Here is a 24,649-nt window from a genome sequence, read left to right as displayed (position 1 = left end):
AGGCACAGGGGTTGGCCGGGCGGTTGTCCCGCAGGCTGACCGGCCTGCGCCGGCGTCGTCGTCAAGCCCTCCCAGCACGGCCGCGGTGTGGATGATCTGCTGCAACAACTCGCCGGGGTGGAGCCCCTCGGGACACACCGCGACGGCTCGCCGAGCTGCTCGTCGGGTGTCACGTGCCAGCCGGTACGGCGGCGGGCCGGACCGAGAGGTCGAGCTCGCCGCCGACGACGTTGACCTCGATGGTGTCGCCCGGATTCGCCCTGTCATCGAGCAGCAGGGTCGACAGCCGGTCTTCCAACTCGCGCTGGATGCTGCGCCGCAGTGGCCGCGCCCCGTACTCGGGCTGGTAGCCCCGATTGGCCAGCCACTGCACGGCGTCCGGGCTGACCTCAAGGTCGATGTCCTGTGCGTGCAACCGGCGGCGGGTGCGGTCAAGCAGCAGGCCGGTGATCTCGAGGAGTTGCTCCCGGTCCAGGCCGGTGAAGATGATGATCTCGTCGACCCGGTTGAGGAACTCCGGCCGGAACCGCTGCCCCAGCAGCCCCATCAGTTCCTCGCGCAGGTCGCTGACCGGACGCCCTGCCGTCTGCGCGGCCAGAATGCGGTCCGCGCCAATGTTGCTCGTCATGATCAGGATGGTGTTGCTGAAGTCGACAGTGCGACCCTGCGAGTCGGTGAGGCGACCGTCGTCGAGCACCTGCAGCAGCGTGTTGAACACGTCCGCGTGCGCCTTCTCTACCTCGTCGAAGAGCAGCACCGAGTACGGCCGGCGCCGGACCGCCTCGGTGAGTTGGCCAGCCTCCTCGTACCCGACGTAGCCCGGGGGTGCCCCGACCAGCCGGCTGACCGTGTGCCGTTCCTGGAACTCGCTCATGTCGAAACGGATCATGCTGGACTCGTCGCCGAAGAGCGCCGCGGCGAGGGCACGGGCCAGCTCGGTCTTGCCGACGCCGGTGGGGCCGAGGAAGAGGAACGACCCGTCGGGTCTCTGGGGGTCACTCAGCCCGGAACGCGATCGGCGTACGGCGGCCGCCACGGCCCGTACGGCCTCGTGCTGGCCGACCACGCGCTCGTGCAGCTGCTCCTCGATGCGCCTCAGCCTCTGCTTCTCCACCTCCGTGAGCTGGGTGACGGGAACACCGGTACGGCGGCTGACCACCTCGGCGATGTCGCTCATATGCACCTCGGGCACCGGGCGCGTGCCCTCCTGCGCCGCCGCCAGGTCCCGCTCGGCCGCACTGATCTCGGCTTTCAGCGCACCCGCGCGGTGGTAGTCCTCGTTCGCCACCGCGCTGTCCTTCTCCCGGCGCAACTGGGACAGCCGCTTCTCGATCTCCTTCTTGTCCGGAGCCGGGGTGCGGGACCGCAGCCGGACCCGCGCCCCCGCCTGGTCGAGCAGGTCGACCGCCTTGTCCGGCAGGAACCGGTCGGTGATGTAGCGGTGGGACAGCTCGGCCGCGGCGTCGAGGGCTTCGTCCGTGTAGCGCACCTGATGGTGCGCCTCGTACCGGTCGCGTACGCCCTTAAGGATCGCGACAGTGTCCTCCACGCTCGGCTCCGACACCAGGATCGGCTGGAACCGGCGCTCCAGCGCCGCGTCCTTCTCGACGTAGCGACGGTACTCGTTCAGCGTCGTCGCGCCGACCACGTGCAGTTCGCCGCGGGCTAGGGCGGGCTTGAGCATGTTGCTGGCATCCATCGCCCCCTCGCCGCCGCCACCTGCGCCGACAACGGTGTGCAGTTCGTCGATGAAGACGATCAGCCCGTCCTCGGCGGCCGTCACCTCCTGGATCACGTTCTTCAGTCGCTCTTCGAACTCACCGCGGTACTTGGCGCCCGCCACCATCCCGGCCAGGTCGAGTGCAACCACACGCCGGTTGGCCAGGGTTTCGGGCACGTCGTCGTTGACGATGCGCTGGGCGATGCCCTCGACGATCGCCGTCTTGCCGACGCCCGGCTCGCCGGTAAGCACCGGATTGTTCTTCGTACGCCGGGACAGCACCTCGATCGTGTCTTCGATCTCGTCGTCGCGCCCGACGACCGGGTCGAGCCGCCCGGCCCGGGCGTCCTCGGTGAGGTCTCGTCCGTACTGGTCCAGGGTGGGAGTGGTGCTGACGCCGCGCCCGTCGGCGCCGCCCGCCGGGCGCGCCGGGTCGGTGACGGCCCCGCCGAGCGCGCGCAACGCCTGGCCCGCGGTCGTCTCCGGGTTCGCGGCGATGCCGAGCAGGATGTGTTCGGGGCCGATGTATGTCGCGCCGGACCGTCGCGACTCGCGGTGCGCGTCGAGCAGGGCCCGCTTCGCCGCTGGCGCGAGCGGAGGTGTGTCCTCGCGTGGCCTGCCTCTGGGGACGGCCGCCTCTATCTGGCGGGCCAGGTCGTCGGGGTCGGCGCCGCTCGCGTCGAGGATCCGGCGGGTGGGGTCGGACTGGGCTGCGGCCCACAGCAGGTGCTCGACATTGAGGTACGGGCTGCCCCACGCCGCAGCCTGCTCGGCTGCCCGTTGCAGCAGTTGCCGCGATTCGGTGGAGAGCAGCCGGGACAGGTCGACGCGCTCCACCGGACGTCCCGCGAACGGGTCTCCGCCGAAGAACCGACTGATCAAGTCGTCCAAGGAGCCGTCAGGGATGCGGAACGCGTCGAGCGACATCTCATACCCTTTCTGCCGGTGGGGTGGGTCCTCGGCACAGGCCCACCTGAACGCTACGCACCTTTCGCCCACAGAGTTGGCCTTTGTGGGTTTGTGGGGAGGCCAGGGTTTGTACTCGCTGCGGGTGCAGGGTAGCCACTGAGGGTGGTTGTCGCGGAGGTCGCACCGGAGCGTCCCAGGCGCTGGGCCCCGTCGGCGTCTGCGGCCTGCCCACCATCGGATCGGCGCCTTGACCGGCAGGCCGGGAGGCGCGGGACCCCGGTACCCGCGGACCCTGCGGTCTGCCCTCACGAGCGCTGCGTTGTTACCGGTGGACTTGACCCAGGCGTCCGGCAGGCGTCCGAGTTTGGCCATCGGCGGGGGACCGAATTGCGCTCAGTGTTCCGACAGCACCACGCTCTCCGCCGTCTTGCGCCCCAGACATCTCCGCCGAGTTCGGGCGGCGAAGACGTGATCGAAAGGCGGCCGTGTACTTGCGGTCGCGGATGAGGAACGCTTTCCGCAGCACACCGGCCACCCCGCCCCACCCTCGATGCGGCCCGATCCGGTGATGGCTCCGGGTTTCCGCTGGCCGGCCCGGTTGATCCGGAACGCTGAACGGGTGGAGCAGCGATCGGGACGTGCGCTGGGACGCCTGCTGTCCGTCAGGCGTGCGCTGTGGTCGTTGGCCGCCGGTGTCGTCGCCGGCACGGCCACCGCGCTCGTCGGGGCGCCGGAGCTGACGCCGCTGGTGGTCTGGACGATCGCGGCGGGCACGATCCTCGTTTGGGTGTGGCGGGCCTGCTGGTCGGCGAGCCCGAAGCGTACCGAGCAGCTTGCCGAGGCGGAGCAGCACTCCCGTTCCACCGACTCGGCGATCCTGATCGCGTCCGTTGCTAGTCTCGCCGCCGTGGCCGGGGCGCTCGTGCGCGCCTCGAACCAGCATGACGCAGTGGCAGTCACGCTGGTGATCCTCAGCGTCATCGCGGTGGTCCTGGCGTGGGCGCTGGTGAACACGGTCTTCGCGTTGAAGTACGCCCGGCTGTGCTACCGCGACGACGGCGGTGGCATCGACTTCAAGCGGGAAGATCCACCGGCGTACGCCGACTTCGCGTACATCGCCTTCACGGTCGGCATGTCCTATGCCCCGGGCGAGAACGAACCGACGAGTAACCACATGCGCCGGATCGCGCTCGGGCACGCACTGCTCTCGTACACCTTCGGAACCGGCATCCTGGCCGTCGCCGTCAACCTGGTCACCAACCTTGGTCAGTCATGACCCACGAGCGTTAGAAGCAGGACTGTCTCGCTAACGGCACCTCTCTGCATCAAGGCGTCGGCAACAGAGGACTCCGTGTCACGGATCATGGTGCGGTAGACGACGTCCGCGAGGCGGCGTTTCAGGCAGCGCGTCGCTTTGTGGGTTTGCCAGCGCCCGTCGATGAGTAGGCGTTCGGCTCGTTGGCTGGTGGGCAGGGTGGTCCTGGCATCATCGCGGTGATGAGCGACTGGGAGCAGTTCCTGCACGAGGTGTCGCAGTAGGTCCTGAGAGGGCGGTCCGCAGTAACTTGAGCTGATCTATGCGTTGCGTCCGGTTGGTGGCCTTCCGGCAGGCTCGCTACGCATAGCGCTAGATCGATCTGTGGGGTGTGAGTCTTGGTCGTGACTGTCGGGTGGCTGCGGCGTTAGCCCGGTCATGGGTGATCGAAATCCGTACCCCAGCGATGTCAGCGACGAGCAGTGGGAGCTGATCGGGCCGTTTCTGCAGGCGTGGAAGTCCAAGCGCGTCGCGGTCTCGGTGTCGGGCCAGCCAGGCGACTACGACCTGCGGGAAATCGTGAACGCGATCTTCTACCAGAACCGGACGGGTTGTCAGTGGGCGTACCTGCCGCATGACCTGCCGCCGAAGTCGGCCACCTACTACTGCTTCGCGCTGTGGCGTGACGACGGCACCGACCAGGTGATCCACGATCTGCTGCGCTGCCAGGCCCGGGAGAAAGCCGGCCGTCGGGAGGATCCGACCGCGGTCGTGTTGGACACCCAGTCGGTCAGGGCGGCGAATCACATCCCGGCCTCCACGACCGGCAAGGACGCGGCCAAGAAGGTGTCGGGGCGTAAGCGGGGCCTGGCTGTGGACGCGTTGGGGCTGGTCATCGCGGTCGTGGTGACCGCGGCGTCGGTCACCGACAACGCTATCGGCATCCGGCTGCTCGACAAGGTCGTCGAACACACCCCGACGGTGAGCCGCGCCTGGGTCGACGCCGGGTTCAAACAGGACCTCGCCCTGCACGGCGCCGTCCTGGGCATCGACGTGGAGGTCGTCAAGCGCTCCGACACCCGACCCGGGTTCGTGCCGATCCGCAAGCGGTGGATCGTCGAGCAGGTCAACGGCACCCTGATGCTGCACCGCCGTCTCGTGCGCGAGTACGAGAGCCGACCAGAATCGGCGGTGTCACGAACGCTGTGGGCGTCGACGGCGAACATCGTGCGGCGGCTGACCGGAACCAGCACACCCTCCTGGCGGCATCGGTGAATCTTCCCACCGTCCTCGACCTGATCACCGACCGCGAAACCACCGCACGCCGGCACGCCGACCAGCTCCGCGAGCAGATCACCGAGCTGACCGGCGAACTCGCCCGCCTCGACAGCGAACTGGCCGACCTGGCAACCACCCGCACCACCCTGCGCACCCTCGCCGCCGCCGAGTTCACCGCCGACGATCCGACGATCGCCAGCGGGCCCTACCAGCAGATCCTGCATGTCCTCGGCACTGCGCCCGCCGGCATGCGCGCCAAAGGCATCTGCCTCGCACTCGGCGTCGAGCCCTCACCGAAGAACGTCGAAGGTACCCGCGCAAAGCTGAAACGCATGGTCAACCGCCACGTCCTCACCGAAGACGAACCCGGAGTATTCACCCTCGCCAAGAAACGGACCTAACACTCCGAACCGCCCTCTAACACTCCGAACCGCCCTCTGAGATCAACCGGTCGTCCACAGTAGAAGAGATCTACCACCAAGGTCAGCCGACTGCCACCTGAGACACGCTCTAAGTGCCCTTCAGGTTCGCCCGGAAGCACGTCAAGACCCACGGAAAGCTCCTCCCGTAGGGAGCTGCACATGTGCCCTTCCCCTCGTAGCGTGGAGGCCAGAGCTTGAGGGATAGAGGTTCATGGCTGAGACGAGACGCCAGTTCGATCCGGAGTTCCGGGCGGGCGCGGTGCGCATCGTGCGCGAGACGGGCAAGTCAATCGCTCAGGTCGCCCGCGACCTGGGGATCAACAGCGGGACCCTGGCGAACTGGGTGAAGAGGGACCGCGAGACTCGCGGTGAGGCCGCTGCTGGGCAGCTGGCAGAGGACGAGCGGGCGGAGCTGGCACGGTTGCGGCGGGAGAACGCGGAGCTGGCGATGGAGCGTGATGTCCTCAAGCGATCCGTGGTCCTGTGGGTCAAGGAAGCGACGGGCCGGTGAGCGTGGCCGCCTTCATCGCTTCCCAGAGGACCGAGCACGACGTGCCGCACGCGCTAGCCTGCCGGGCCCTGGGGGTGTCCGAGTCATGGTTCTACAAGTGGCGTGACCGGCCGCCAACGCGCCGCGATGACCGGCGTGCTCGATTGTCGGCCGCGGTCCAGAAGGTGTTCGACGACTCGGGTGGCACCTACGGCAGCCCGCGCATCGGCATCGAGCTGCGCGAGTCCGGCTGGCAGGTCTCCGACAACACGATCGCGCAGCTCATGGCCGAGCTGGGCTTGGCCGCCCGGGTCAAGCGCCGCCGGCGGGGCCTGACCCGCCAAGGTAAGCGTCCGGCCGCACCGGACCTCATCAAGCGGGTGTTCACCGCGCCGGCGCCGGATGTCGCCTGGTGCGGCGACATGACCGAGATCCGCACCGACGAGGGCAAGCTCTACCTGGCCACCGTCATCGACCTGTACTCCCGTCGCATCCTCGGCTACGCGATGGGCGCCCATCACGACGCCGGGCTGGTCGTCGCCGCGCTGAACATGGCCGCCGTCACCCGCGGCGGCTGCGTGGACGGGGTGATCTTCCACAGCGACAGGGGCAGCGAGTACACCTCGGCCGACTTCGACCGGGCCTGTGCCCGGTGGAAGGTACGCCAGTCGATGGGCCGGGTCGGGTCGTGCTTCGACAACGCCGTCGCCGAGGCCACCTTCTCCACCATCAAGGTCGAGTACGTCCACCGCCGTCACTTCCGTACCCGTACCGAGGCACGCCTGAAGATCGCCACCTGGATCACCGACTTCTACAACCGGCGCCGCCGGCACTCCGTCTGCGACTGGCGATCCCCCATCGACTACGAACGATCAGAGACCCGCGCCCTGGAGGCCCAGGCCGCATAACGGAGCCCTCCACGATTCCAGGGGATTGACACATGAGAGGCTGACGACATGGGCCAGCCGGTCACCATCGAGTTCTGCGGCGGTCCACTCGACGGCCAGCAGCGACGTCTGCCCGACCTGCCGCTCGTCCTGCCCGTGCCAGTACCACCGCAGTGGACCGACGATCCCGTGACCAACCCCAACGGCCACCCCCTCAAAGAACACATCCTGTACACCATCAGATGCGACGACACCGGCACACCAGTCACAGTCATCGAGGACGGCGATGTCTTCCAATACGACTTCCGGGGCTACACTTGAGGGCCTCGAAACTCAACAAGCCCACCAAGACAGCGACCGCGGACGGGCCGTCGTCCGGCATGAACCCAGCCACGGCAACGTGCACAACCGCACCGCGCCGCGCAGAGCACGTTGCGGCCGGTCCGGTTTCCGCAGGGCCGCCTCGTCCGGACCGGTCACCGTGAAGTAGCGGATCAACTCGGCCCACGTGACCTCCAGGACCCCCGAAGCCGTGCGAGCTCATCCTCAGAGAACACATCCCAAGTCGCCATTGGGTGACCGCGATGCCCGGCGATCAGCAGCATCGACAGCGGCAGGTCGCCCTGCTCGCACGCCAGGTGCAGCTTCGTGGTCCACCCGCCGCGGGAGCGCCCGAGGGCGTGGTCGGCCGGTTCCGTCACCACCCCGCCCGCCGGCTCGACCTGCTGCTGCGGGCGCCGGCGTGCGCCGGCGGCTGCTGGTGAGCCCGAGCGATGGTGGAGTCGACGCTGACATCCCAGGTGATCAACCCAGCCGCGTCGGCACGGGCCTGCAATCCGGTCACGATCTGCTGCCAGACCCCGGCCCGCTGCCACCGTCGAAACAGCGCGTACACCGCTTGCCAGGAGCCGTAACACGCCGGCACATCCCGCCACGGCGCACCGACCCGAACCCGCCAGCGGATACCGTCGATGAGTTGCCGCTTGCTCCACTGCGACGGTCGACCTGGCCGCTTACCCGCAGGCAGCAGCGGCGCCAGCACCGCCCACTGCGCGTCGGTCAGGTCGTGCCGCCTCGTCACCGCTATGGTGGCCACGAGGTCTCCGGTATTCAGGTTCTTCTTGGTCGAAAAACCCTCTACCGGAGACCTCGCCGTCTATCGATCACCGACACGCCGCACCTGACTTCGAGACACTGCCTAGTAGTGCTTTGTTAGGTCGGCGTGTCGTTGGAGCGCCGGGAGTGTTCGGGTAGTTCGATGGTTGGTGTGACCCCTGATGAGCTTTCCGTTGTGCGGTAACGGCTTGAGGCGTTCGCTGCGGATGTGTTCATCCCGCTGGTGCGCTCGGATCAGCGGGCCAGGGGTGAGACTTATCTGCGGGGGCTGCTGCTGGACGGGCGGCGTGAGTCGATGCAGCCGATGGCGGATCGGCTCGGGGTGGATCATCAGGGGTTGCAGCAGTTCGTGACGACGTCGACGTGGGACATCACGGCGGTGCGGATGCGGTTGGCCCGCCGGGCGGTTGAGGTGGTCGAGCCGGTGGCGTGGGTGGTCGACGATACCGGCTTTCCGAAGGACGGTAAGAGTTCGCCGGGTGTGGCGAAGCAGTACTCGGGGACGTTGGGCAAGGTGGCGAACTGTCAGATCGGGGTGAGCGTGCACGCCGTCACCGACACGCGTCGTGCCCTCTGGATTGGCGGTTGTTCGTGCCGACGTCGTGGGATGATCAAGCCGTTGACGAGGCTGAACGGCCCGAGGTGGCCGCTGCCCGGGCTCGCTGCGCGATTCCCGCCGATGAGCGCCATCGGCCGAAGTGGTCGTTGGTCGTGGAGATGCTCGACGAACTGGCCGAGCACGGCCTGCGCCCACCACTACTGGCGGCGGACGCCGGCTACGGGGACAACAGCCAGTTCCGCAGCGCCTTGGACGAGCGTGGGATCGGCTACATCATGCAGGTCAAAGGCGACGCCCTCGCCCACAAGCCAGAGGTGCAACTGGTGCCGCGGGTGTGGTCCGGGCGTGGTCGCCCACCGACCCGCACGGAGCCGCGCTACCCGAAGACGGCTGTCAGCCTGGTCGAACACATCCGCGCCCCCGGCCGCTGTCGGCGACACCCTTCGGCCCGAGGTGCGCGAGGTCTGTGCGGCTGGCCATGCGGCGGGCGGCCGGGTCGACGCGGGTGCGGCGCCGACGAATCCACCGCCAGGCGACGGTCCCACCGACGGCCAGGAGCAGCAGGACGGTCACCTCGGCGACGGCGATGAGGGTGCAGGTGGTGGTCCAGGTGATGTCACCGCGCAGCACCGCGGCGGCGACCTGGATCGGCCCGCCGCCGGTGTATCCGGGCGGGCGGGCCAGCACGACGGGCAGCCACGCGCCGCTGGCGAGGACCAGGACCCCGGCGGCGATGCCGCCGACGATGAGGCCCGCGTCGTCGTGGCCACCGCGCGGCCCGGCCGGCCGGCTCATGCCATGGTCCAGCGGAAGTCGGTGTTGCCGAGCCGCATCTCCGTCTCGGTGGGTTCCAGGTGCACCGGGATACCCGGCCGCGATCCGACCTTGATCAGGAAGTTGCCACGGCCGACGGTGCCGCTGCCCTCAGCTGCGGTCCACGACGGCGGCGCCGACCAGGACAGCACCTCGCGCCGCTCGGCCTGCGACAGCGGCCGGACCCGGGCGACGGCGTCGAGTTCCTGCTCGGAGCACGGGCCGATCATCAGCACTGCGGATCGTTCGGCGAAGCCGCGAGCCTTGGCCCGGTCGTGAGCGGTGGGCAGCGCCTCCAGGTCGGCCAGGCTGTGGGTGATGAACACAGTGCCGGTGCCCTTCTGCCGGTTGAGGCGGGTGAGGCCGTCGGCGCGGTCGACCAGGCCGTGCCCTACGCGCAGCGCCCGCCACAGCTCGTCGAGCACGGTAAAGAAGGTGCGGGCCGGGGCTAGGTTGCGCCATCAGGTGCGCGGCTTCCACCTGGGCGAAGCCGTAGGACCAGGTCGACAGCAGGGTAGCCGGCGGTGCGTAGCTCGTCGGTGTCGTCGATGCTGGAGATGTCGACGCACACCGCCGGGGTATCGAGGCGGATCGGCGTGGTGGTCTGCCCTTCGAAGGTGTCGCCGAGCGGGCCGTGCAGCAGCGCCAGCAGGGTGCGGTGCAGGCCGGCGACGTCTTCACGGAACCGGGGGACGTCCCCGTCTTCCTGCCAGAGGGTGACCGCGCGGACCTCGGCGGGAGCGCCGCGGGGATAGGTGCGGTGGGGATCGGCTGGGCCGCGACGACCTGCTCCACGGTGACCAGCGGCGGGTGGGCGATCTGGTAGGAGATGACCCACTGCGGGGCGGCGTTCCAGCGCTGGACCTCGCGCTGTCGCGCGATGGTCCCATCGGGCGTGAGGTCATCGTGGTCATTGGCGCTGCCGGTTCCAGACTTGCCGGCCGGTGTAGCGGGGATTGGCCAGGATCGCCGCGACCGTGGTCAGCATCCAGTCTTGGCCGCTGCGGTGCCGGTTACGTGTCGGTCGGCGCTCGACGGACCGGCACACGCCGACCGCTCGTCGCTGCCTGACGGTGCTTGCAAACCTATGCCGATATGATTCCGGGATTAAGCAGAAAGCATTGTAAGATTGGCGCATGCTGTATCAGACACCCATGCTCGCCAATGACGACAAGCGCGTGCTCGGCGAACTCGAAACTATGCGAGACACCCTGCGGCATCAGATCGCCGAGCCGCACCGCTGGACGGGACAACTCCGACGTACCCTGATCGCCCATGCCATCCAGGGCTCGAATTCGATCGAGGGCTACCAGGTTTCTCTGGACGACGCAGCCGCAGCCGTGGCAGGGGACGAACCGGTGGAGACTAACCCGCAAACCTGGGAGGTCATCACCGGCTACCGGGATGCCCTGACCTACGTGCAACAGCTCGCCCGCTCGCGCGAGTTCACCTGGCAACACATGCTGATCAATGCGCTGCACTTCATGATGCTTCGGCATGACCTCGGCAAGTGGCCGGGCCGCTTCCGCCCGGGAGACATCCACATCGACGAGGCGCACACCGGCCGACGGGTCTACACCGGGCCGGACGCGGACGATGTTCCGTCTCTGATCTCCGAGCTGATCGACTGGCTGGCCGACGGCGAACCGGAGACCCCGCTGCTCGTACGGGCCTCAATGGCCCACCTAAACCTGGTCAAGATCCATCCCTGGCGGGACGGCAACGGCCGGATGTCGCGCTGCTTGCACACTCTCGTACTCGCCCGCGACGGTGTACTCGCCCCGGAGTTCTCTTCGATCGAGGAGTGGCTCGGCGTCGGGCGGAACACGTACTCCTACTACGACGCGCTCGGTGAGGTGGGCGGCCCAGGCTGGCAGCCTGACAACGACACCAGCAGGTGGATCCGGTTCTGCCTAAGCGCCCACCATCAACAGGCCCAGCTGGTCCGGCAACGCATTGATCAGGCCGCGCATCTCTGGGAACTGCTCGACATCTGGGTCCGGCGCAACGGGCTGCCCGAGCGGGTGGTCAGCGCCCTGCACCTGGCCGCTACTGGCAGCCGAGTACGCCGCACCGTCTTTCAACGCGATGAAAACCTCACCGACGACCAAGCAGCCCGCGACCTTCGCGCCCTAGTCCGGGCGGACGTGCTCGAACAGCACGGCGAGACCCGAGGTAGGTTCTACCTCGCCTCGCCGACCCTCCGCGATCTCGCCGCTCCAGCGCTCCGCCCGAAGGAGATCATTGACCCGTACCGACGGTGAGGCGCAGGCCGCCGCAACCGCGAGTCCGCGCAGGTCAGCCGCGCTGGCCTGGGAAATCCTCGGCTAGTGCTCTGACCGCGAACGTTTACGGTGTTGGGTCAGGCTGCGCGGGTGGCGGGTTGGCCCCAGCGTTGTTGTCTTCGCTGCGGACCGCCGCCCGTTACCTTTATTGTCGTCCCCAGCCGGGGACCCTCGGTCGCCCGGCCTGGTATGACTGCTTGCCCCTGTCGTTTGGATGATCCGGGGGGTGTTGTCGCCGGGTCGGGTGGCGTCGGTGGACCGCTGATAGGGACACGGTCACCCGTGTTGGGGTAGGTCTCTTCGTAACGTGGCTGCCGGCAGTCCGACGCCTGGACCAGCGGCCGGGGCCACGGGATCGATGCGTGGAGGCGGGTCTGGTGAGCGACGGATACGGTGTCTACCTCGGCTTGGACGTCGGCAAAGAGGGTCACCACGCGGTCGGGTTGAGCCCGGACGGCAAGCGGCTGCATGATGCGGCGTTGCCGAACACGGAGGCTCGGCTGCGGCAACTGTTCGACAAGCTCGCCCGCCATGGGCGGGTGCTGGTGGTGGTCGACCAGCCGGCCTCGATCGGCGCCCTGCCGGTCGCGGTCGCGAGGGCGGCCGGGCATCAGGTGGCCTACCTGCCCGGCTTGGCCATGCGCCGTATCGCTGACCTGCACCCCGGTGCGGCGAAAACCGACGCCCGGGACGCGTTTGTGATCGCTGACGCCGCCCGCACCCTGCCCCACACGCTGCGGCGGGTCGACGTCGGTGACGAGACCTTGGCCGAGCTGGAGGTCCTCGTCGGCTTCGACGACGACCTCGCCGGCGAAGCCACCCGCGTGTCCAACCGGATCCGGGGCTTGCTGACGCAGATCCATCCCGCTCTGGAGCGAGTCCTCGGCCCCAAGGTCCACCACAAGGCGGTCCTGGAGTTGCTGTCCCGCTGCGGCGGCCCAGTCGGGCTGCGCAAGGCCGGCCGCCGCAAGCTGGTCTCGATCGCCGCTGTTCATGCGCCACGCATGGGCGAACGCCTGGTCGAGCAGATCATGACCGCCCTAGACGAGCAGACCGTCACCGTCCCCGGCACCGCCGCGGCCGAGACGATCCTGCCTCGCCTGGCTGACAGCCTCCGAGATGTCCTGCGACAACGTGACCAGGTCGCCGGCGAGGTTGAGAGGATCCTCGATGCGCACCCTCTCGCTTCGGTCCTGACCTCGATGCCCGGCATCGGCGTCAGGACCGCAGCCCGGATCCTGCTCGAAGTCGGCGACGGCACCGCCTTCCCCACCCCCGGGCACCTCGCCGCCTACGCCGGACTCGCCCCCGTCACCCGACGATCCGGCAGCAGCATCCGCGGCGAGCACCCACCCCGAGGCGGCAACAAGAACCTCAAACGGGCCTTCTTCCTCGCCGCGTTCGCCGCCCTCATCTGCCTCGCCCGACGCCGCTGCGACGTCCTCTTCGCCATGCTCCGCGACAAGATCCCCTACCAGCCGCGCCCCACCAGCCCGGTCCCCGCTTGACGAAACCCATAGGGACACCCCCCTGGAGGCATCACCCCAGTCATCGCCGGGCGCGGCGTCGGCCACAGGTTCGGGCTCGGCACCCGACGGTGAGTCGTCGAACAGACCATCGCCCAGCTGATCGGGTCGAACTGCGCCAATTCCACCCCGTGTGACGGTCGGCTTTGACGGCATGTGGGACGAGGAGTGCCTGCACAGCCGTGCGCCCGCGACGCGGGGCAGCAGGTGCAATCGGGCCAGTACCTTCCAGGTCCTGAGGGTCGATATGGCGTGTTCGCTGAGAGCCCGGATACCAGGCGTGGGGCCGGTTAACCGCTCCCGGCCGACAGGGCAGGAGCGGATTAAGGTGATGGCGCTCGAACGAGGTGCGGCTCGTGTCGTCGGCATCTCTGATGCCCGATCACGGTCACCCCGTCGTCGTGCGCCTGCCGCTCTTGGAGAGGCGATGCCTGCGTTTGGTTGCGGCCACATCACGTCGATGGTGGGTTCGACACCGACGCTCAGGGTCGACCCGATGTCATCGAAGCCGAGTGGGCCTCCTATGAGCGCAGGCTGGGCCCGCAGGGAGTCGAACGAGCCGAACAGGCCGACTTCGCCCAGCCTCCGATTCCGGCGATCCTGCGGCTTCGAATGGTCCGGCGGCCGTCGGGGCGCCCCTGTTCGTGTCGGCGCCGAGTGGGATCGCGGGCCGGTTTCGACTTCCTGGCCCTGCCAGCCGTGTAACAGTGCTGTGAAAATTTCTGAACAGTCCCCTTCGCTGGGCTCCGCCAACCAGTACTTGCGGGAAGTCAACCGGAACGTGTTGCGGATCAGGTGCCAGGTCATGCTGCCGCGTCACCGCTAGGGTGTCCACGAGGTCTCCGGTATTCGGGTTCTGCTTGGTCGCTGAACTATCTACCGGAGACCTCGTCATATCTCGATCACCGACACGCGAAGATCCTCAAGCCCTGGCACTGACTTCGACGCAAGCCCAAAATGTTCCCGGCAAACAGGCGTAGGGCAGATGTCGTACCCCCACACGTCTGAAGAGACGGCGCTGCTCCTTGGAACGTCAGCCCTGCACAAGGTCGTCAGCGACTGGCAGGCGGTCAGGACAAGAAGAGTTCCCGGTAGACGGCAGCGGTGCCCAACGACCGCCCTCGATAGTATGATACGAAGCTCCCCGCGACGACTCCGAGGGATCTGGTCAGCGTGGCATCTACCAGGTAATCGGGATGGACGCCGTCGAGGCTCGTCCGGCGTTCGAAGCGCACTGTGATGACGTCGCCTTCGCACACGGCGAGGCTCTCATCGAACAACGGGAGATAGGCGGGCATCCAGTTGGTCTTGTCCAGGAGCGAGTCAATCGTCGTGTCTGCGCCGGGACTGGCGTCCAGCCGAATCCAGCACAGCAGCCCGTCGACCCTTCCGGCCCGCTCGATCCGGAGCTCCACCTCGGTCGTAGCGTCGAGTGGCTCCGAACGATCGAACCGGAGCTGCTCGACGGCCCTGCCGCTCGACAGTACGCAGCTCGGATCGGGGTTGACGACCGTCAGGCGGAGATCGAAGGGGCCGCCGTTGAAATCGAAGATCTGCCGCAGATACGGCAGCGCGTCGCTGGAGAAGGCGAGACCCGCCGGGAAGAGTTCGCGCAGGGAGACCGGTGCGACGAGCGTGTCGCAGGCGGCCGGGACGACTACCGCGCCAGGGTTTAGTAGGCGTGCGTGGGCGTCCGCCATCGCCGCCAGCATCCCCTCCGAGCTGGCGAACGAGCCGATAAGCTCTGCGACGCAGACGTCCGCTCGGAGGTCGAGGTCGTGGTCGAAGGAGAGCCCGTAGCGAAGTTCGACCTTCTCGCGCTCCGGTGACCGGGCCAGCCGCTCTGTCGCCACGGCGTGGCTGCCTGGCATGGCTTCCAGGGCGACGACACTCTTGGCCCCCTGACGGGCAGCCTCCAGCGCCCAGTGGACGTTCTCGCCAGTGCCGATGTCGAGCACCCGACGACCCGGGCAGGCCGGCAGTAGCGCCGCCCGGAAGGCGTCGTTCCGGACGGTGTCGTTGCTCATCGCGTAGTAGAGGTACGGATCGTAGATTGGGTATTCGCCGACCGAGGGCCAGATGGCTGGGCGGCTGCCGTACTCAGGTGAAGAGTCAACCGCGATGCCGATACGGCCATCGCGGTAGTTGTATGTCTCTCGGCTGAACGCCATGGTCCTTCCCCAGATCGTGTGGGCTGCGCCCTCGGACGGAGCGATCTGCCTGCGCGTCGCGACAGCCTAAGACCAGCGCGGCCAGCCTTCCAAGTCCGGAGGATATCGCGGTGGCCTGCCGCCCGACGTCACTTCGGGGCGTATCGATCGAGTAAGGTGAATCAGTGCCGAGTTGACTGTCTTGAGGTTCTTCAAGCAAACCGCAGTCTTCTAGGGCCTGTGTCGAAGTCGGCGGTGGTGGCTGAGCTGGTGTGACTGCTCGGCGTGTCGAAGTTCGAAAGTGCGTGAGGTCTCCGGTAGATGGTTCAGCGACCAAGCAGAACCTGAGACCGGAGACCTCGTGGACACCCTAGCGGTGACGGGGCGGTTCGATCTGACCGAGGTGCAGTGGGCGGTGTTGCAGCCGTTGCTGCCGGCGCCGAAGCGGTCGGGTCGTCCGTCGTTGTGGAGTAGGCGGCAGTTGATCGATGGGAAGCGGTGGCGGATCCGGGTGGGTGCCCCGTGGCGGGACGTGCCGCCGCAGTACGGGTCCTGGTCGGCGGTGTATGCCCTGTTCCGGCGGTGGCAGCGTGGCGGGACATGGCAGCAGGTGCTCACCGCATTGCAGGTACTCGCCTGCGCGGCCGGGCGGTGTCACCTGGGACCTCAGTGTCGACTCCACCAGCGCCCGGGCCTGAGTCCTGCCCTTATGCCTCGTCCGCGGTCACCACCTCGCCGGCAGGCCGGCGCATTCGACCATCCGCAGCCCCAGCGCAGGTTTCGTGGTGAATTCGACGTTCACGGCGCTGCCGGCCTCCTCACCGTGGGCGAGGTCGTCGCACCAGCCGCGGGGCAGATACAACTCCCGGTCGATCAGCGTGCGCCCGGCCGAACTGGCGTAGGCCAGAAACACCCCGAGCTGGCAGTTCTCCGTCCGTCCGGCCATGCCCGAGTACTGACGCTGCACCCCGGCCGACTTCATGCCCTGCTCTAGGAACCCGCTCTCATTGACGATGAGGTCGGGTATCCGGTATGGGTCAGGGGCACCAGGAGGGCAGCATCCCGCGCAGGCTGGCCGTGACGCCCTGGTGGCTGACCGCCACCAGGGCTGGGGCCTGATGGGTGTGCTAGATGTCGCCCGAGGTGGCTGCAGGGCAAGCATGAGCACGGGGCGTACTTCGTCGCTGGACCACCAGGCCAGGGCCACTAGGTGCACGTCAGGCGTGCGTCGAGATGATGTGATCCGTCTGCGCTGGTCAAGGTGCTGACGAGTTCTCGCCAACGTTCTTCGGTAGCGTTGATGCCCGGTCATTGCTCGGCCAGGCTGTACGGCGTGCGACACCTCACCTCGGTTGACAATCTGAGCGATGACGAGTTGTACCGGCTCGTCCGGCGATCCGCCTGGTATGCGGAGCAAGGTGAGGCCGTTGGGCAGGCGCTGCGCGGCCGGGTCGTCGGCAGCTACTTCCGGGCGACCTCGACTCGGACCCGGACGGCCTTCGCTTCGGCGGCGCTGAGGCTCGGTGCGGCCCACATCGCCTACGGACCGCACGATCTCCAGCTCAACACGGGCGAGACCATGGCCGATACGGCCCGGGTGCTCGGCACAATGCTGGACGCGCTGGTGGTCCGTACCGCCGGAGACCCGGCCGAACTGGCCGCCCTCACCGTGCAGGACGGCATGGCCGTGATCAATGCGATGACGGCCGACGAACACCCGACCCAGGCCATTGCGGACCTCTCCATGATCGAATTGCAGATCGGTCGAGTCGACGGCGTCCGGGTCCTGTACGTGGGCGAGGGCAACAACACGGCTGCCGCGCTGGCTCTCGCGCTGGCCCGGTTCCGCGACGTCAGGCTCTGCCTGGCCACCCCTAGGGGATACGGGCTGGAGCCGGCGTTGCTCGCCCGCGCCCAGCGCGCGGCGGAGGCCAACGCCAGCAGCATCACCGAGACGCACGAGCTGGCGGCCGGGCCGTCCGAGGTCGACGTCGTCTACACCACGCGCTGGCAGACGACGGGGACGTCCAAGCCGGATCCGAACTGGCGGGACACTTTCGCGCCGTTCCAGGTCGACGGTGCACTGATGGCCCGGTACCCGGAGGCGGTGTTCATGCACGACCTCCCGGCACACCGCGGTGAGGAAGTGACCAGCGCAGTCCTCGACGGACCGGGCAGCATCGCCTTCCGCCAAGCGGAGCAGAAGTTCCACAGCGCGAAGGCGGTCCTGGAGTGGTGCGTCGGCGGGACTGACAGCCAGTGAGTTGCCACAGCCAGTTCCGCACGATCGTCGCGGACCGGCCGGGCGCACCCGCGGTGGTCGACGGCCAGCGGATCCTGACCTACGCGGAACTCGACCGCCGCGCGGACGCGGTGGCGGGACTGCTGCGCGGCCAGGGAGTCGGCCCGGAGTCGCTCGTCGCGATCATGGTGGATCGTTCGGCCGCGCTGCCAGCGTGCGTACTCGGTGTCTGGCAGTCAGGTGCCGCCTACATCGCCCTGGACCCGCACACGCCGCGTAGGAGGCTGCGGTCGATCGGCGGCAAGCTGCGACCGGCCGCTGTCCTCACCGATTCGGGACTGCGCCGACGAGCGGACGCGCTGGGCGCTCCCGCCCTGGTCGTCGACGATCTGTGCGCACAGGACGACGACGGTGGCGCAGACGGCGTCCGCGACCGTGCCGCGGCGTCGCCGGCGGCACCAGTGCACCCCGACAACCTGGCCTACGTCATCCATACCTCCGGATCGACCGGCCAGCCGAAGGCCGTCGCCGTCAGCCACCGGTCGCTGCTGTCCCTGGTCGACTCCTACCGCCGGCTGTACGGCGTGGGGAAGAAGGTGACCAGGGTCCTCCAGCTCGCCGGCTTCGGCTTCGACGTCGCCACCGCCGACTTCGCGCGTACCCTGCTCACCGGCGGATGCCTGGTGATGTGCCCGGAGCAGACGGTGCTCAGCCCGCCGGACCTGGTCCGGCTCATCCGCGCCGCCGACGTCGAGTACGTCGAGATCACCCCCTCGGTGCTCCGCCCGCTTGTGGCGCACCTGGCGGCCGTCGGGGAGCGGCTGGACAGTCTGACCCACCTCGTCGTCGGTGGCGAGCTCTGGTCCGGCGCCGAGTACCGCGCGGCCCGTGCAGTCACCGGCCCGGGTGTCCGGATCTTCAACACCTGCGGTCTGACCGAGGTGACGGTCGACAACACCTGGTACGAGACGGACGCCGACGCCGGCTACGCCCAGGGCAGCGTGCCGATCGGCACGCCCTTCGCCTCGACCGAGGCGCTGGTGCTGGACGATGACCTGCAGCCGGTGCGGCACGGCGAGTTGTACCTCGGTGGTGATCAGGTCGCGCGCGGGTACCTGGGCGATCCGGCCGCGACCGCAGCCCGCTTCGTGCCCGCTCCGAACGGGCCGCCGGGAGCCCGCCTCTACCGCACCGGAGACGTCGTCAGCTACAACGCCGACGACGTTCTGGTGCACCGAGGGCGCCTCGACGACGTCGTCAAGGTCAACGGCGTCCGGGTGAGTCTCGCGGAGGTGCAGACCGCCCTGGCCGACTGCCCAGGCGTGGGCGCGGCCCGGGTGGACCTGCTCGAACACGACGCGCGGACGGTGCTCGCAGCCTATCTGGTCGCGGCCGATCCGACCGCCGAGCTGGACATCGCCGAGGTACGTCGGTGGATCGCCGCTCGCCTGCCCCGGGCGATGGTGCCGACCGTGATGGCGGTCGTGCCGGTCCTGCCGACGACCTCGGGCGGCAAGGTCGACCTGACCGCGTTGCGGTCCGAGGTGGCCGCCGGAGGGTTCGAGGCGGTGCCGGCCGAGGAGACCGCGCACGGTCATCGCGAGGCGCTGCGGCGGATCTGGTCGCAACTGCTCGCCGTCGACCGCGTACGCGGCACCGACGACTTCTTCGACTGCGGTGGAGACTCGCTCCGCGCGGCGGAGCTGGTGATCCGGGTCCGCGCCGAGCTGGGCGTGGAGCTGCCGCCCGGTGTGCTCTTTACCCAGCCCACCTTCGGCGAGCTGGCCGGACTGGTCAGCCGGGCCGTCGCTGCCGAACCGGTTCCGGTCGACCCCGCCGCCCTGGTCGGTCCGCTCGCTCCCGAGCAGCAGCGACTGTGGCTGCTGGACAAGACGGACAATGCCTCCTCGGCGTACAACATCCCGGTCGTTCTCGCTCTGCGCGGACAGGTGGACGTGCCCGCGTTGACTGCCGCCGTCGCTGGTCTGGTTCGCCGTCACCGCGCGCTGCACACGGCGTTCGAGGTCCATGACGGCCGGCCCCGGCAGCGGGTGCAGGACCCGGTCGCACCGCCGTTGCGTCAGGTCGAGGTGGCCGGCCCGCAGGAGGCCGAGGAGTGGATCACCGCCGAGATCCGGCGTCCGTTCGACCTGGCCCGGCCGCCGCTGCTGCGGGCCGCCCTGGTCCGGCTGCCTGATGCGGAGTCCCGGCTGGTGCTCACCCTGCATCATCTCGTCGCCGACGGGCAGAGCGTCCGGATCATCCTCGACGACCTGGGCCGGCACTACCGGGCCGTCGTCGCCGGGGGCCCTCCGCCGGCCGAGCCACCGGGCTCGTTGACCTATCTCGACTACAGCGCCTGGCAGGCTCGTCGCCTCGCGGCCGGAGCCTACGACGGGCAGCTCGCCGAACTCGTCGATCGGCTGGACGGCTGCGCCCCGGCAGAGCGCTTCCCAGCCCCGGCTGACGACCTGTCCGGGACGGTCACCCACCGCCGTGACCTCGGCGCAGACCGGACGGCCGAGCTCAGGGAGTTGGCGACCGAGTACCGGAGCACCATGTTCGTGACGCTGCTGGCCGCCTACGCCGGCCTGCTGCGTCGGTGGAGCGGGCAGGACGAGATCCTGATCGGGGCGCCGTTCGGTGCCCGTACCGTGCCGGGCACCGAATCACTCGTGGGGTTCTTCGTCAGCACCGCCGCGCTGCGGGTGATCCTGCCCGAGGCGCCCTCGTACGCGGACCTGATTCGCGCAGCGAGAGCGGCGGTGGCGCATGCGGCCGCCAACCCGGACGTGCCCTTCGAGGTGCTGCACCACCATCTGCGCAGGCGCGGGACGGACCTGTCCTTCACCTCCTGGTTCAACTTCCTCGGCGGCCCGGACATCGCCCCGGAGCTGCCCGGCCTCACCACCCGCGTGATCGACCAGGACCCGGCGGGGGCGATCTTCGACCTGAACGTCTACCTCACCGATCACGGTGACCGGATCGCGGTGACCGTCGTGCACGACCGGGCGACGATCGAGCCCCGCCTCAGCGCGGAACTGCTCGACCAGTTCATCGAGCTTCTGTCAGCGATGTCGATCGACCCCGAGCTGCCGCTCGACGGGCAGGTCCTGGGCGCCGGTCGCGGTGCGTCGGCACCTGCCGCGCTCCTGACCCCGGGGCCGGATCACGCCGGAAAGGTTGTGGTCAGCACGCGCTTCGCGGAGCAGTCGCAGCGCGTGCCGGAGGCGACGGCCCTGAGCGCGTCCGGCGGCACGCTCACCTATCGCGAGCTCGGCGACTGGGTCGGCGCCATCGCCCAGGACCTGTCGCTCGGCGAGGTGCACCGTCGGGACCTCGTAGCGGTGTTCGCGCCGCGGGGCGTCGCACTGGTCGCGGCGTTGCTCGCCGTCTCGTCGGTCGGCGCGCGGTTCTGCGTCCTGGACCCTGGATATCCGCCCGCCCGACTGGTGGCGCAACTCCGCGAGATCGCGCAGGCCCGAGCCATCCTCGTCGAGGGTGATCTGCCGTCCGCTCTCGCCGCGATCGCCCCGACCGTGATCCAGGTCGGCCCGGTCCGCGGCGGTGACCCGTTCTCCCCGGTGGCCGGCCCGGCCGGTCACGTGGGCTTCACCTCGGGTACGACGGGCAGACCGCGCGTCGTGCGGGCCGGCGACGCCCCACTGGCCTACTTCCTGGCCCGCTACACCGCGGAGCTCGGCCTCGGGCCGGCCGACCGGTTCGCCCTACTCTCCGGTCTCGGCCACGACCCGTTGCTGCGGGACGTCTTCGCGCCGCTGACCGTCGGTGCCTCGCTCTGCGTACCGCCCGAGGAGGTGATCCGCTCCCCGCACGAGCTGCACGCCTGGCTCGTCCGGGAGCGCGTCACCGTCGTCCACCTGACGCCACAGCTGCTGCGGCTGCTCCTGGTCGCGAATCTGCCGCTGCCGCACCTGCGTCTCGCCGTCGTCGCGGGCGACCAGCTCTTCGCCGATGACGTCACCGGAATCCGACGGTCGGCCCCGGGGGTGACGGTGGTCAACGCCTACGGGGCCACCGAAACTCCGCAGGTCGCGGCCTGGTCGGTGATCCGGCCGGGTCAGCCGGTGGGTCGACCGGATCGCCGGATACCGGTCGATTCCGGCATCCACGGCGGCGGTGTCATCGTGCTGGGCGGGCACGGCCGTCCGGCCGCGGTGGGGGAGCGCGGTCGCATCGTGGTACGCGGCGAATTGCTCGCCGAGGGGTGCGGTCCGGAATACCACACCGGCGACCTGGGTCGGGCGCTGCCGGACGGCATGATCGAGGTGCTCGGCCGGGACGACGGCCAGGTCAAGATCGCCGGATACCGGGTCGAACTCCAGGACGTGGACGTGGCGGCCCGGAGCCTGTCGTACGTGACCGACTGCATCACCGTGCTGGTGGGCTCGGGTGACGAGGCACGCCTGGTCAGCTATCTCACTTCCGTCGACGGCCAGACCGTGTCCACCGCCCGGCTGCGAGCGGACCTGCGTACCCTGCTGCCGGCGCACATGCTGCCGGTGGGGGTGGTGCGGTTGGACCAGCTGCCGTTGACCGCCAACGGCAAGCCGGACCGGACCCGCCTGCCGGCCTGGCGGCCCGACGGCAACGGAGCCTCGGAAGACACCCCCGCTCCGGTCTACGCCACGGCCGTCGAGGAGACGATCGCCCGCACCTGGCAGGAGGCGCTGGGCGTCGCGCAGGTTGGCCGCGAGGTCAACTTCTTCGACCTCGGTGGCACCTCGCTGCTGGCGATCGGCGTACAGCAGGCACTGGAGGAGCGCCTCGGACGCCCTGTGCCGGTGCTCAAACTCTTCGAACTTCCGACGGTTCGATCGCTCGCCGCCTATGTCGCGGGCGAGCAGGAGGCAGCGGTCGAGGTCCGTTCCGTCAGGCGACCGGTCTCTCTGGACTCCGCGCGCCGGCTGCGGATACGCGAGACATTGCGAAGGGACATGTCATGAGCGACCGGCACCACATCGCGATCGTCGGGATGGCTGCCCGATTCCCGGGAGCGGCGGATCTCGACCAGTACTGGGCCAACCTGCGGGACGGGGTGGAGAGCGTCCAGTTCCCCACGGACGACGAACTGCGCGCGTACGGGGTCTCGGAGGAGATGCTGCGGCATCCGGACTACGTCAAGGCCGTGGCCACGGCCCCGGGGGTCCAGGACTTCGACTCGGCGCTCTTCGGCTACACGCCGAAGGAGGCCGACTTCACCGACCCGCAGATCCGGATGTTCCTGGAGAGCGCGCACGCGGCGCTGGAGCACTCCGGTTACGACCCGTACCGCGAAGAGGCGACCATCGCGGTCTACGGCTCCGCCGGCACCAACCGGTACGTCGACAACCTGGGCCTGACCGGCGACGCTGCGGCGAGCACGAGCTTCGCGCTGACCTCCCTGAACAACACCGACTACGTCGCGATCACCGCCGCGTACAAGATGAACCTGCGGGGGGCGGCGATCTCCGTCTCCACGGCCTGTTCGAGCTCCCTGGTCGCCGTGCACCTGGCCAGCCAGGCGCTGCGTAACGGGGAGTGCGACCTGGCTGTCGCCGGTGGCGCAGAGGTGGAGATGCCGTTCGGGCACGGCTACCTGTGGACGCAGGGCAGCCCCTTCTCCCGCGACGGCCACGTGCGGCCCTTCGACGGCAAGGCCGACGGCACGCTCTTCTCCACCGGCGCCGGCGCCGTGGTGCTCAAGCGGCTCAGCGACGCGCTCGCCGACGGCGACACCGTGCATGCCGTCCTACGGGGCACCGCACTCAACAACGACGGATCGGCGAAGGCCGGTTTCACCGCCCCTTCCGTCATCGGCCAGGCGACGATGCTGGCCGAGGCGTTCGCCATGGCCGAGGTGACCGCGAGTGAACTGGCGTTCGTCGAATGCCACGCCACCGGCACCCCGCTCGGGGACCCGATCGAGGTGGCGGCGCTGCATCGCGCGCTGCAGGCGATGGGCGACGGCACCGGGACCACGGTGGCGCTCGGCTCGGTCAAGTCGAGCATCGGACACCTTGGTCATGCGGCGGGCATCGCTTCGCTGATCAAGGGCGTCCTCGCCCTCCGGCACGGTGCCCTTCCCGGCACGGTGAACTTCCAGGAGGCGAACCCCAAGCTGCACCTGGACTCGACGCCGTTCGTCATCGCCGACCGGCTCACGCCGCTGACCCGGGCACCCGGAGTGCCCCTGGTCGGCGGGGTCAGCTCCTTCGGCGTGGGGGGTACGAACGCCCACGTGGTCATCGAGGAGCCCCCGGTGCGCGCACCGCAGCCGGTGCGGGCACAACCCCGGATCGTGGTCTGGTCGGCGCAGAGCGAGGTCGCCGGGCGGCAGTACCAGGAGAACCTGGCCCGGTACTTCACCGACCACGACCCGCAGACGTTCCCCGCGGCGGTGCACACCCTGCAGCACGGTCGGCGGCCGTACCCGCTGCGCTCCGCGATCGTCGCGGACGACCCGGCGGTGGCCGCCGAGCGACTTGCCGCCGACGACGGCGTGCTGCGGGGAGCCGGCGCGGAGCGGCGGGACCTGGTCTTCGCCTTCCCGGGCCAGGGCTCCCAGCGGGCCGGAATGGGACACCGCCTCTACCGCGAGGACAAGGCCTTCGCCGACGCCATGGACGAGGTGCTCGACCTGTTCGGGACGCACGGGATCGAGGTCCGGGAGGACTGGCTCTCGGGCGACCCGGAGCGGCTGACCGGCACCGTCGCGACCCAGGCGTCCCTCTTCGCCGTCGAGTACGCGTTGGTGTGTGCCCTGCGGGCCCGGGGGGTCCGTCCCGGGGCGGTGCTCGGGCACAGCGTCGGTGAGCTGGCCGCCGCCGTGACGGCCGGGGTGTTCTCGCTGGCCGACGGGGTGGCCCTGGTGGCGGCGCGGGCCCGGGCCATGTCCGCCATCACGACGGGTGCGATGCTGGCGGTGGCCGCTCCCCTGGACGACCTCCCCACCGAACTGCTGGCCGGCCTGACGGTGGCCGTGGTGAACGAACCC

Annotated in this window: 17 protein-coding genes and 4 pseudogenes (1 of these 21 only partly in view); 14 read left to right on the top strand and 7 right to left on the bottom strand. The window is 69.2% G+C overall.

What is annotated here, in order from left to right; genetic code table 11:
* Positions 1-169: 169 nt before the first annotated feature.
* The gene (locus CLT72_RS10490; protein ID WP_101411214.1) at positions 170-2,647 is read right to left on the bottom strand and encodes an ATP-dependent Clp protease ATP-binding subunit; all 2,478 of its coding nucleotides are present in this window, start codon (positions 2,645-2,647) and stop codon (positions 170-172) included.
* 601 nt (positions 2,648-3,248) lie between these two features.
* Here CLT72_RS10490 and CLT72_RS10485 point away from each other — a divergent pair.
* The 6 genes from CLT72_RS10485 to CLT72_RS10460 all read left to right on the top strand — a co-directional run bounded on the left by CLT72_RS10485 (position 3,249) and on the right by CLT72_RS10460 (position 7,282).
* Positions 3,249-3,905 (top strand): DUF1345 domain-containing protein, encoded by a 657-nt coding sequence (locus CLT72_RS10485; RefSeq protein WP_486484219.1) that lies wholly within the window; start codon positions 3,249-3,251, stop codon positions 3,903-3,905.
* A 417-nt stretch (positions 3,906-4,322) separates the two neighbouring features.
* On the top strand, positions 4,323-5,159 hold the full coding sequence (locus tag CLT72_RS10480) for an IS5 family transposase (protein ID WP_101411206.1): 837 nt from the start codon (positions 4,323-4,325) through the stop codon (positions 5,157-5,159).
* Positions 5,156-5,563: a hypothetical protein gene (locus tag CLT72_RS10475; RefSeq protein WP_101411203.1), complete on the top strand. Its 408-nt coding sequence runs from the start codon at positions 5,156-5,158 to the stop codon at positions 5,561-5,563. The genes CLT72_RS10480 and CLT72_RS10475 overlap by 4 nt, the downstream gene beginning before the upstream one ends.
* A gap of 232 nt (positions 5,564-5,795) precedes the next feature.
* Complete coding sequence (locus CLT72_RS10470; RefSeq protein WP_088981155.1) at positions 5,796-6,095, top strand: transposase; 300 nt, start codon at positions 5,796-5,798, stop codon at positions 6,093-6,095.
* A complete protein-coding gene (locus tag CLT72_RS10465; RefSeq protein WP_101409310.1) occupies positions 6,092-6,982 on the top strand; it encodes an IS3 family transposase in 891 nt (296 codons plus the stop codon). Before CLT72_RS10470 ends, CLT72_RS10465 begins: the two co-directional genes overlap by 4 nt.
* A gap of 48 nt (positions 6,983-7,030) precedes the next feature.
* Positions 7,031-7,282, top strand: coding sequence for a hypothetical protein (locus CLT72_RS10460; protein WP_101411200.1), 252 nt, complete (start codon positions 7,031-7,033; stop codon positions 7,280-7,282).
* A 257-nt stretch (positions 7,283-7,539) separates the two neighbouring features.
* On the opposite strand, the pseudogene CLT72_RS10455 reads toward CLT72_RS10460, so the two are convergent.
* Positions 7,540-8,057: pseudogene (locus CLT72_RS10455) on the bottom strand (IS5 family transposase); the annotation flags it as partial.
* 228 nt (positions 8,058-8,285) lie between these two features.
* On the opposite strand from CLT72_RS10455, the pseudogene CLT72_RS10450 reads away from it, so the two are divergent.
* Positions 8,286-9,064, top strand: a pseudogene (locus CLT72_RS10450) (IS701 family transposase); the annotation flags it as partial.
* Here CLT72_RS10450 and CLT72_RS10445 read toward each other — a convergent pair.
* Both CLT72_RS10445 and CLT72_RS32660 read right to left on the bottom strand, forming a co-directional pair.
* Entirely contained in the window at positions 9,030-9,431 is a 402-nt protein-coding gene (locus CLT72_RS10445; RefSeq protein ID WP_486484393.1) for a hypothetical protein, read from the bottom strand. The pseudogene CLT72_RS10450 and the gene CLT72_RS10445 sit on opposite strands and share 35 nt — an antisense overlap.
* Positions 9,428-9,874, bottom strand: a complete 447-nt coding sequence (locus tag CLT72_RS32660) for a hypothetical protein (protein WP_486484218.1) — start codon at positions 9,872-9,874, stop codon at positions 9,428-9,430. Before CLT72_RS32660 ends, CLT72_RS10445 begins: the two co-directional genes overlap by 4 nt.
* A 209-nt stretch (positions 9,875-10,083) precedes the next feature.
* On the opposite strand from CLT72_RS32660, the gene CLT72_RS32655 reads away from it, so the two are divergent.
* A complete protein-coding gene (locus tag CLT72_RS32655; RefSeq protein ID WP_486484217.1) occupies positions 10,084-10,275 on the top strand; it encodes a hypothetical protein in 192 nt (63 codons plus the stop codon).
* An 84-nt stretch (positions 10,276-10,359) separates the two neighbouring features.
* Here CLT72_RS32655 and CLT72_RS32650 read toward each other — a convergent pair whose 3' ends face one another.
* A complete protein-coding gene (locus CLT72_RS32650) occupies positions 10,360-10,587 on the bottom strand; it encodes a recombinase family protein (protein WP_474608588.1) in 228 nt (75 codons plus the stop codon).
* Between CLT72_RS32650 and CLT72_RS10430 the strand changes: the two genes are divergently transcribed.
* Both CLT72_RS10430 and CLT72_RS10425 read left to right on the top strand, forming a co-directional pair.
* On the top strand, positions 10,586-11,713 hold the full coding sequence (locus CLT72_RS10430; protein WP_474608589.1) for a Fic family protein: 1,128 nt from the start codon (positions 10,586-10,588) through the stop codon (positions 11,711-11,713). The genes CLT72_RS32650 and CLT72_RS10430 overlap by 2 nt on opposite strands.
* A gap of 398 nt (positions 11,714-12,111) precedes the next feature.
* On the top strand, positions 12,112-13,242 hold the full coding sequence (locus tag CLT72_RS10425; protein ID WP_101415081.1) for an IS110 family RNA-guided transposase: 1,131 nt from the start codon (positions 12,112-12,114) through the stop codon (positions 13,240-13,242).
* A gap of 1,088 nt (positions 13,243-14,330) precedes the next feature.
* Here the strand turns inward: CLT72_RS10425 and CLT72_RS10420 are convergent.
* The gene (locus CLT72_RS10420) at positions 14,331-15,431 is read right to left on the bottom strand and encodes an SAM-dependent methyltransferase (protein WP_101411197.1); all 1,101 of its coding nucleotides are present in this window, start codon (positions 15,429-15,431) and stop codon (positions 14,331-14,333) included.
* Positions 15,432-15,711: 280 nt separating this feature from the next.
* Here CLT72_RS10420 and CLT72_RS32645 point away from each other — a divergent pair.
* Positions 15,712-15,963 (top strand): annotated as a pseudogene (locus tag CLT72_RS32645) (transposase); the annotation flags it as partial.
* 157 nt (positions 15,964-16,120) lie between these two features.
* On the opposite strand, the pseudogene CLT72_RS32640 reads toward CLT72_RS32645, so the two are convergent.
* A pseudogene (locus CLT72_RS32640) lies at positions 16,121-16,428 on the bottom strand (transposase); the annotation flags it as partial.
* A 315-nt stretch (positions 16,429-16,743) separates the two neighbouring features.
* On the opposite strand from CLT72_RS32640, the gene CLT72_RS10405 reads away from it, so the two are divergent.
* The 3 genes in view from CLT72_RS10405 to CLT72_RS10395 are tightly spaced (each overlapping or abutting the next) and all read left to right on the top strand, a layout consistent with a single transcriptional unit that may run on beyond the window.
* Positions 16,744-17,673, top strand: coding sequence for an ornithine carbamoyltransferase (locus CLT72_RS10405; RefSeq protein ID WP_474608590.1), 930 nt, complete (start codon positions 16,744-16,746; stop codon positions 17,671-17,673).
* Positions 17,670-22,619, top strand: coding sequence for a non-ribosomal peptide synthetase (locus CLT72_RS10400; protein ID WP_101411191.1), 4,950 nt, complete (start codon positions 17,670-17,672; stop codon positions 22,617-22,619). The genes CLT72_RS10405 and CLT72_RS10400 overlap by 4 nt, the downstream gene beginning before the upstream one ends.
* Positions 22,616-24,649, top strand: the 5' portion of a protein-coding gene (locus tag CLT72_RS10395; RefSeq protein WP_101411189.1) for a type I polyketide synthase. The gene runs 3,243 nt beyond the window's last position; only the first 2,034 of its 5,277 coding nucleotides appear in the window; the start codon lies at positions 22,616-22,618; its stop codon lies off the right edge, out of view. Before CLT72_RS10400 ends, CLT72_RS10395 begins: the two co-directional genes overlap by 4 nt.

The organism is Micromonospora sp. CNZ309, from assembly GCF_002846525.1.
This window is presented reverse-complemented; position numbering and strand designations above follow the sequence as displayed.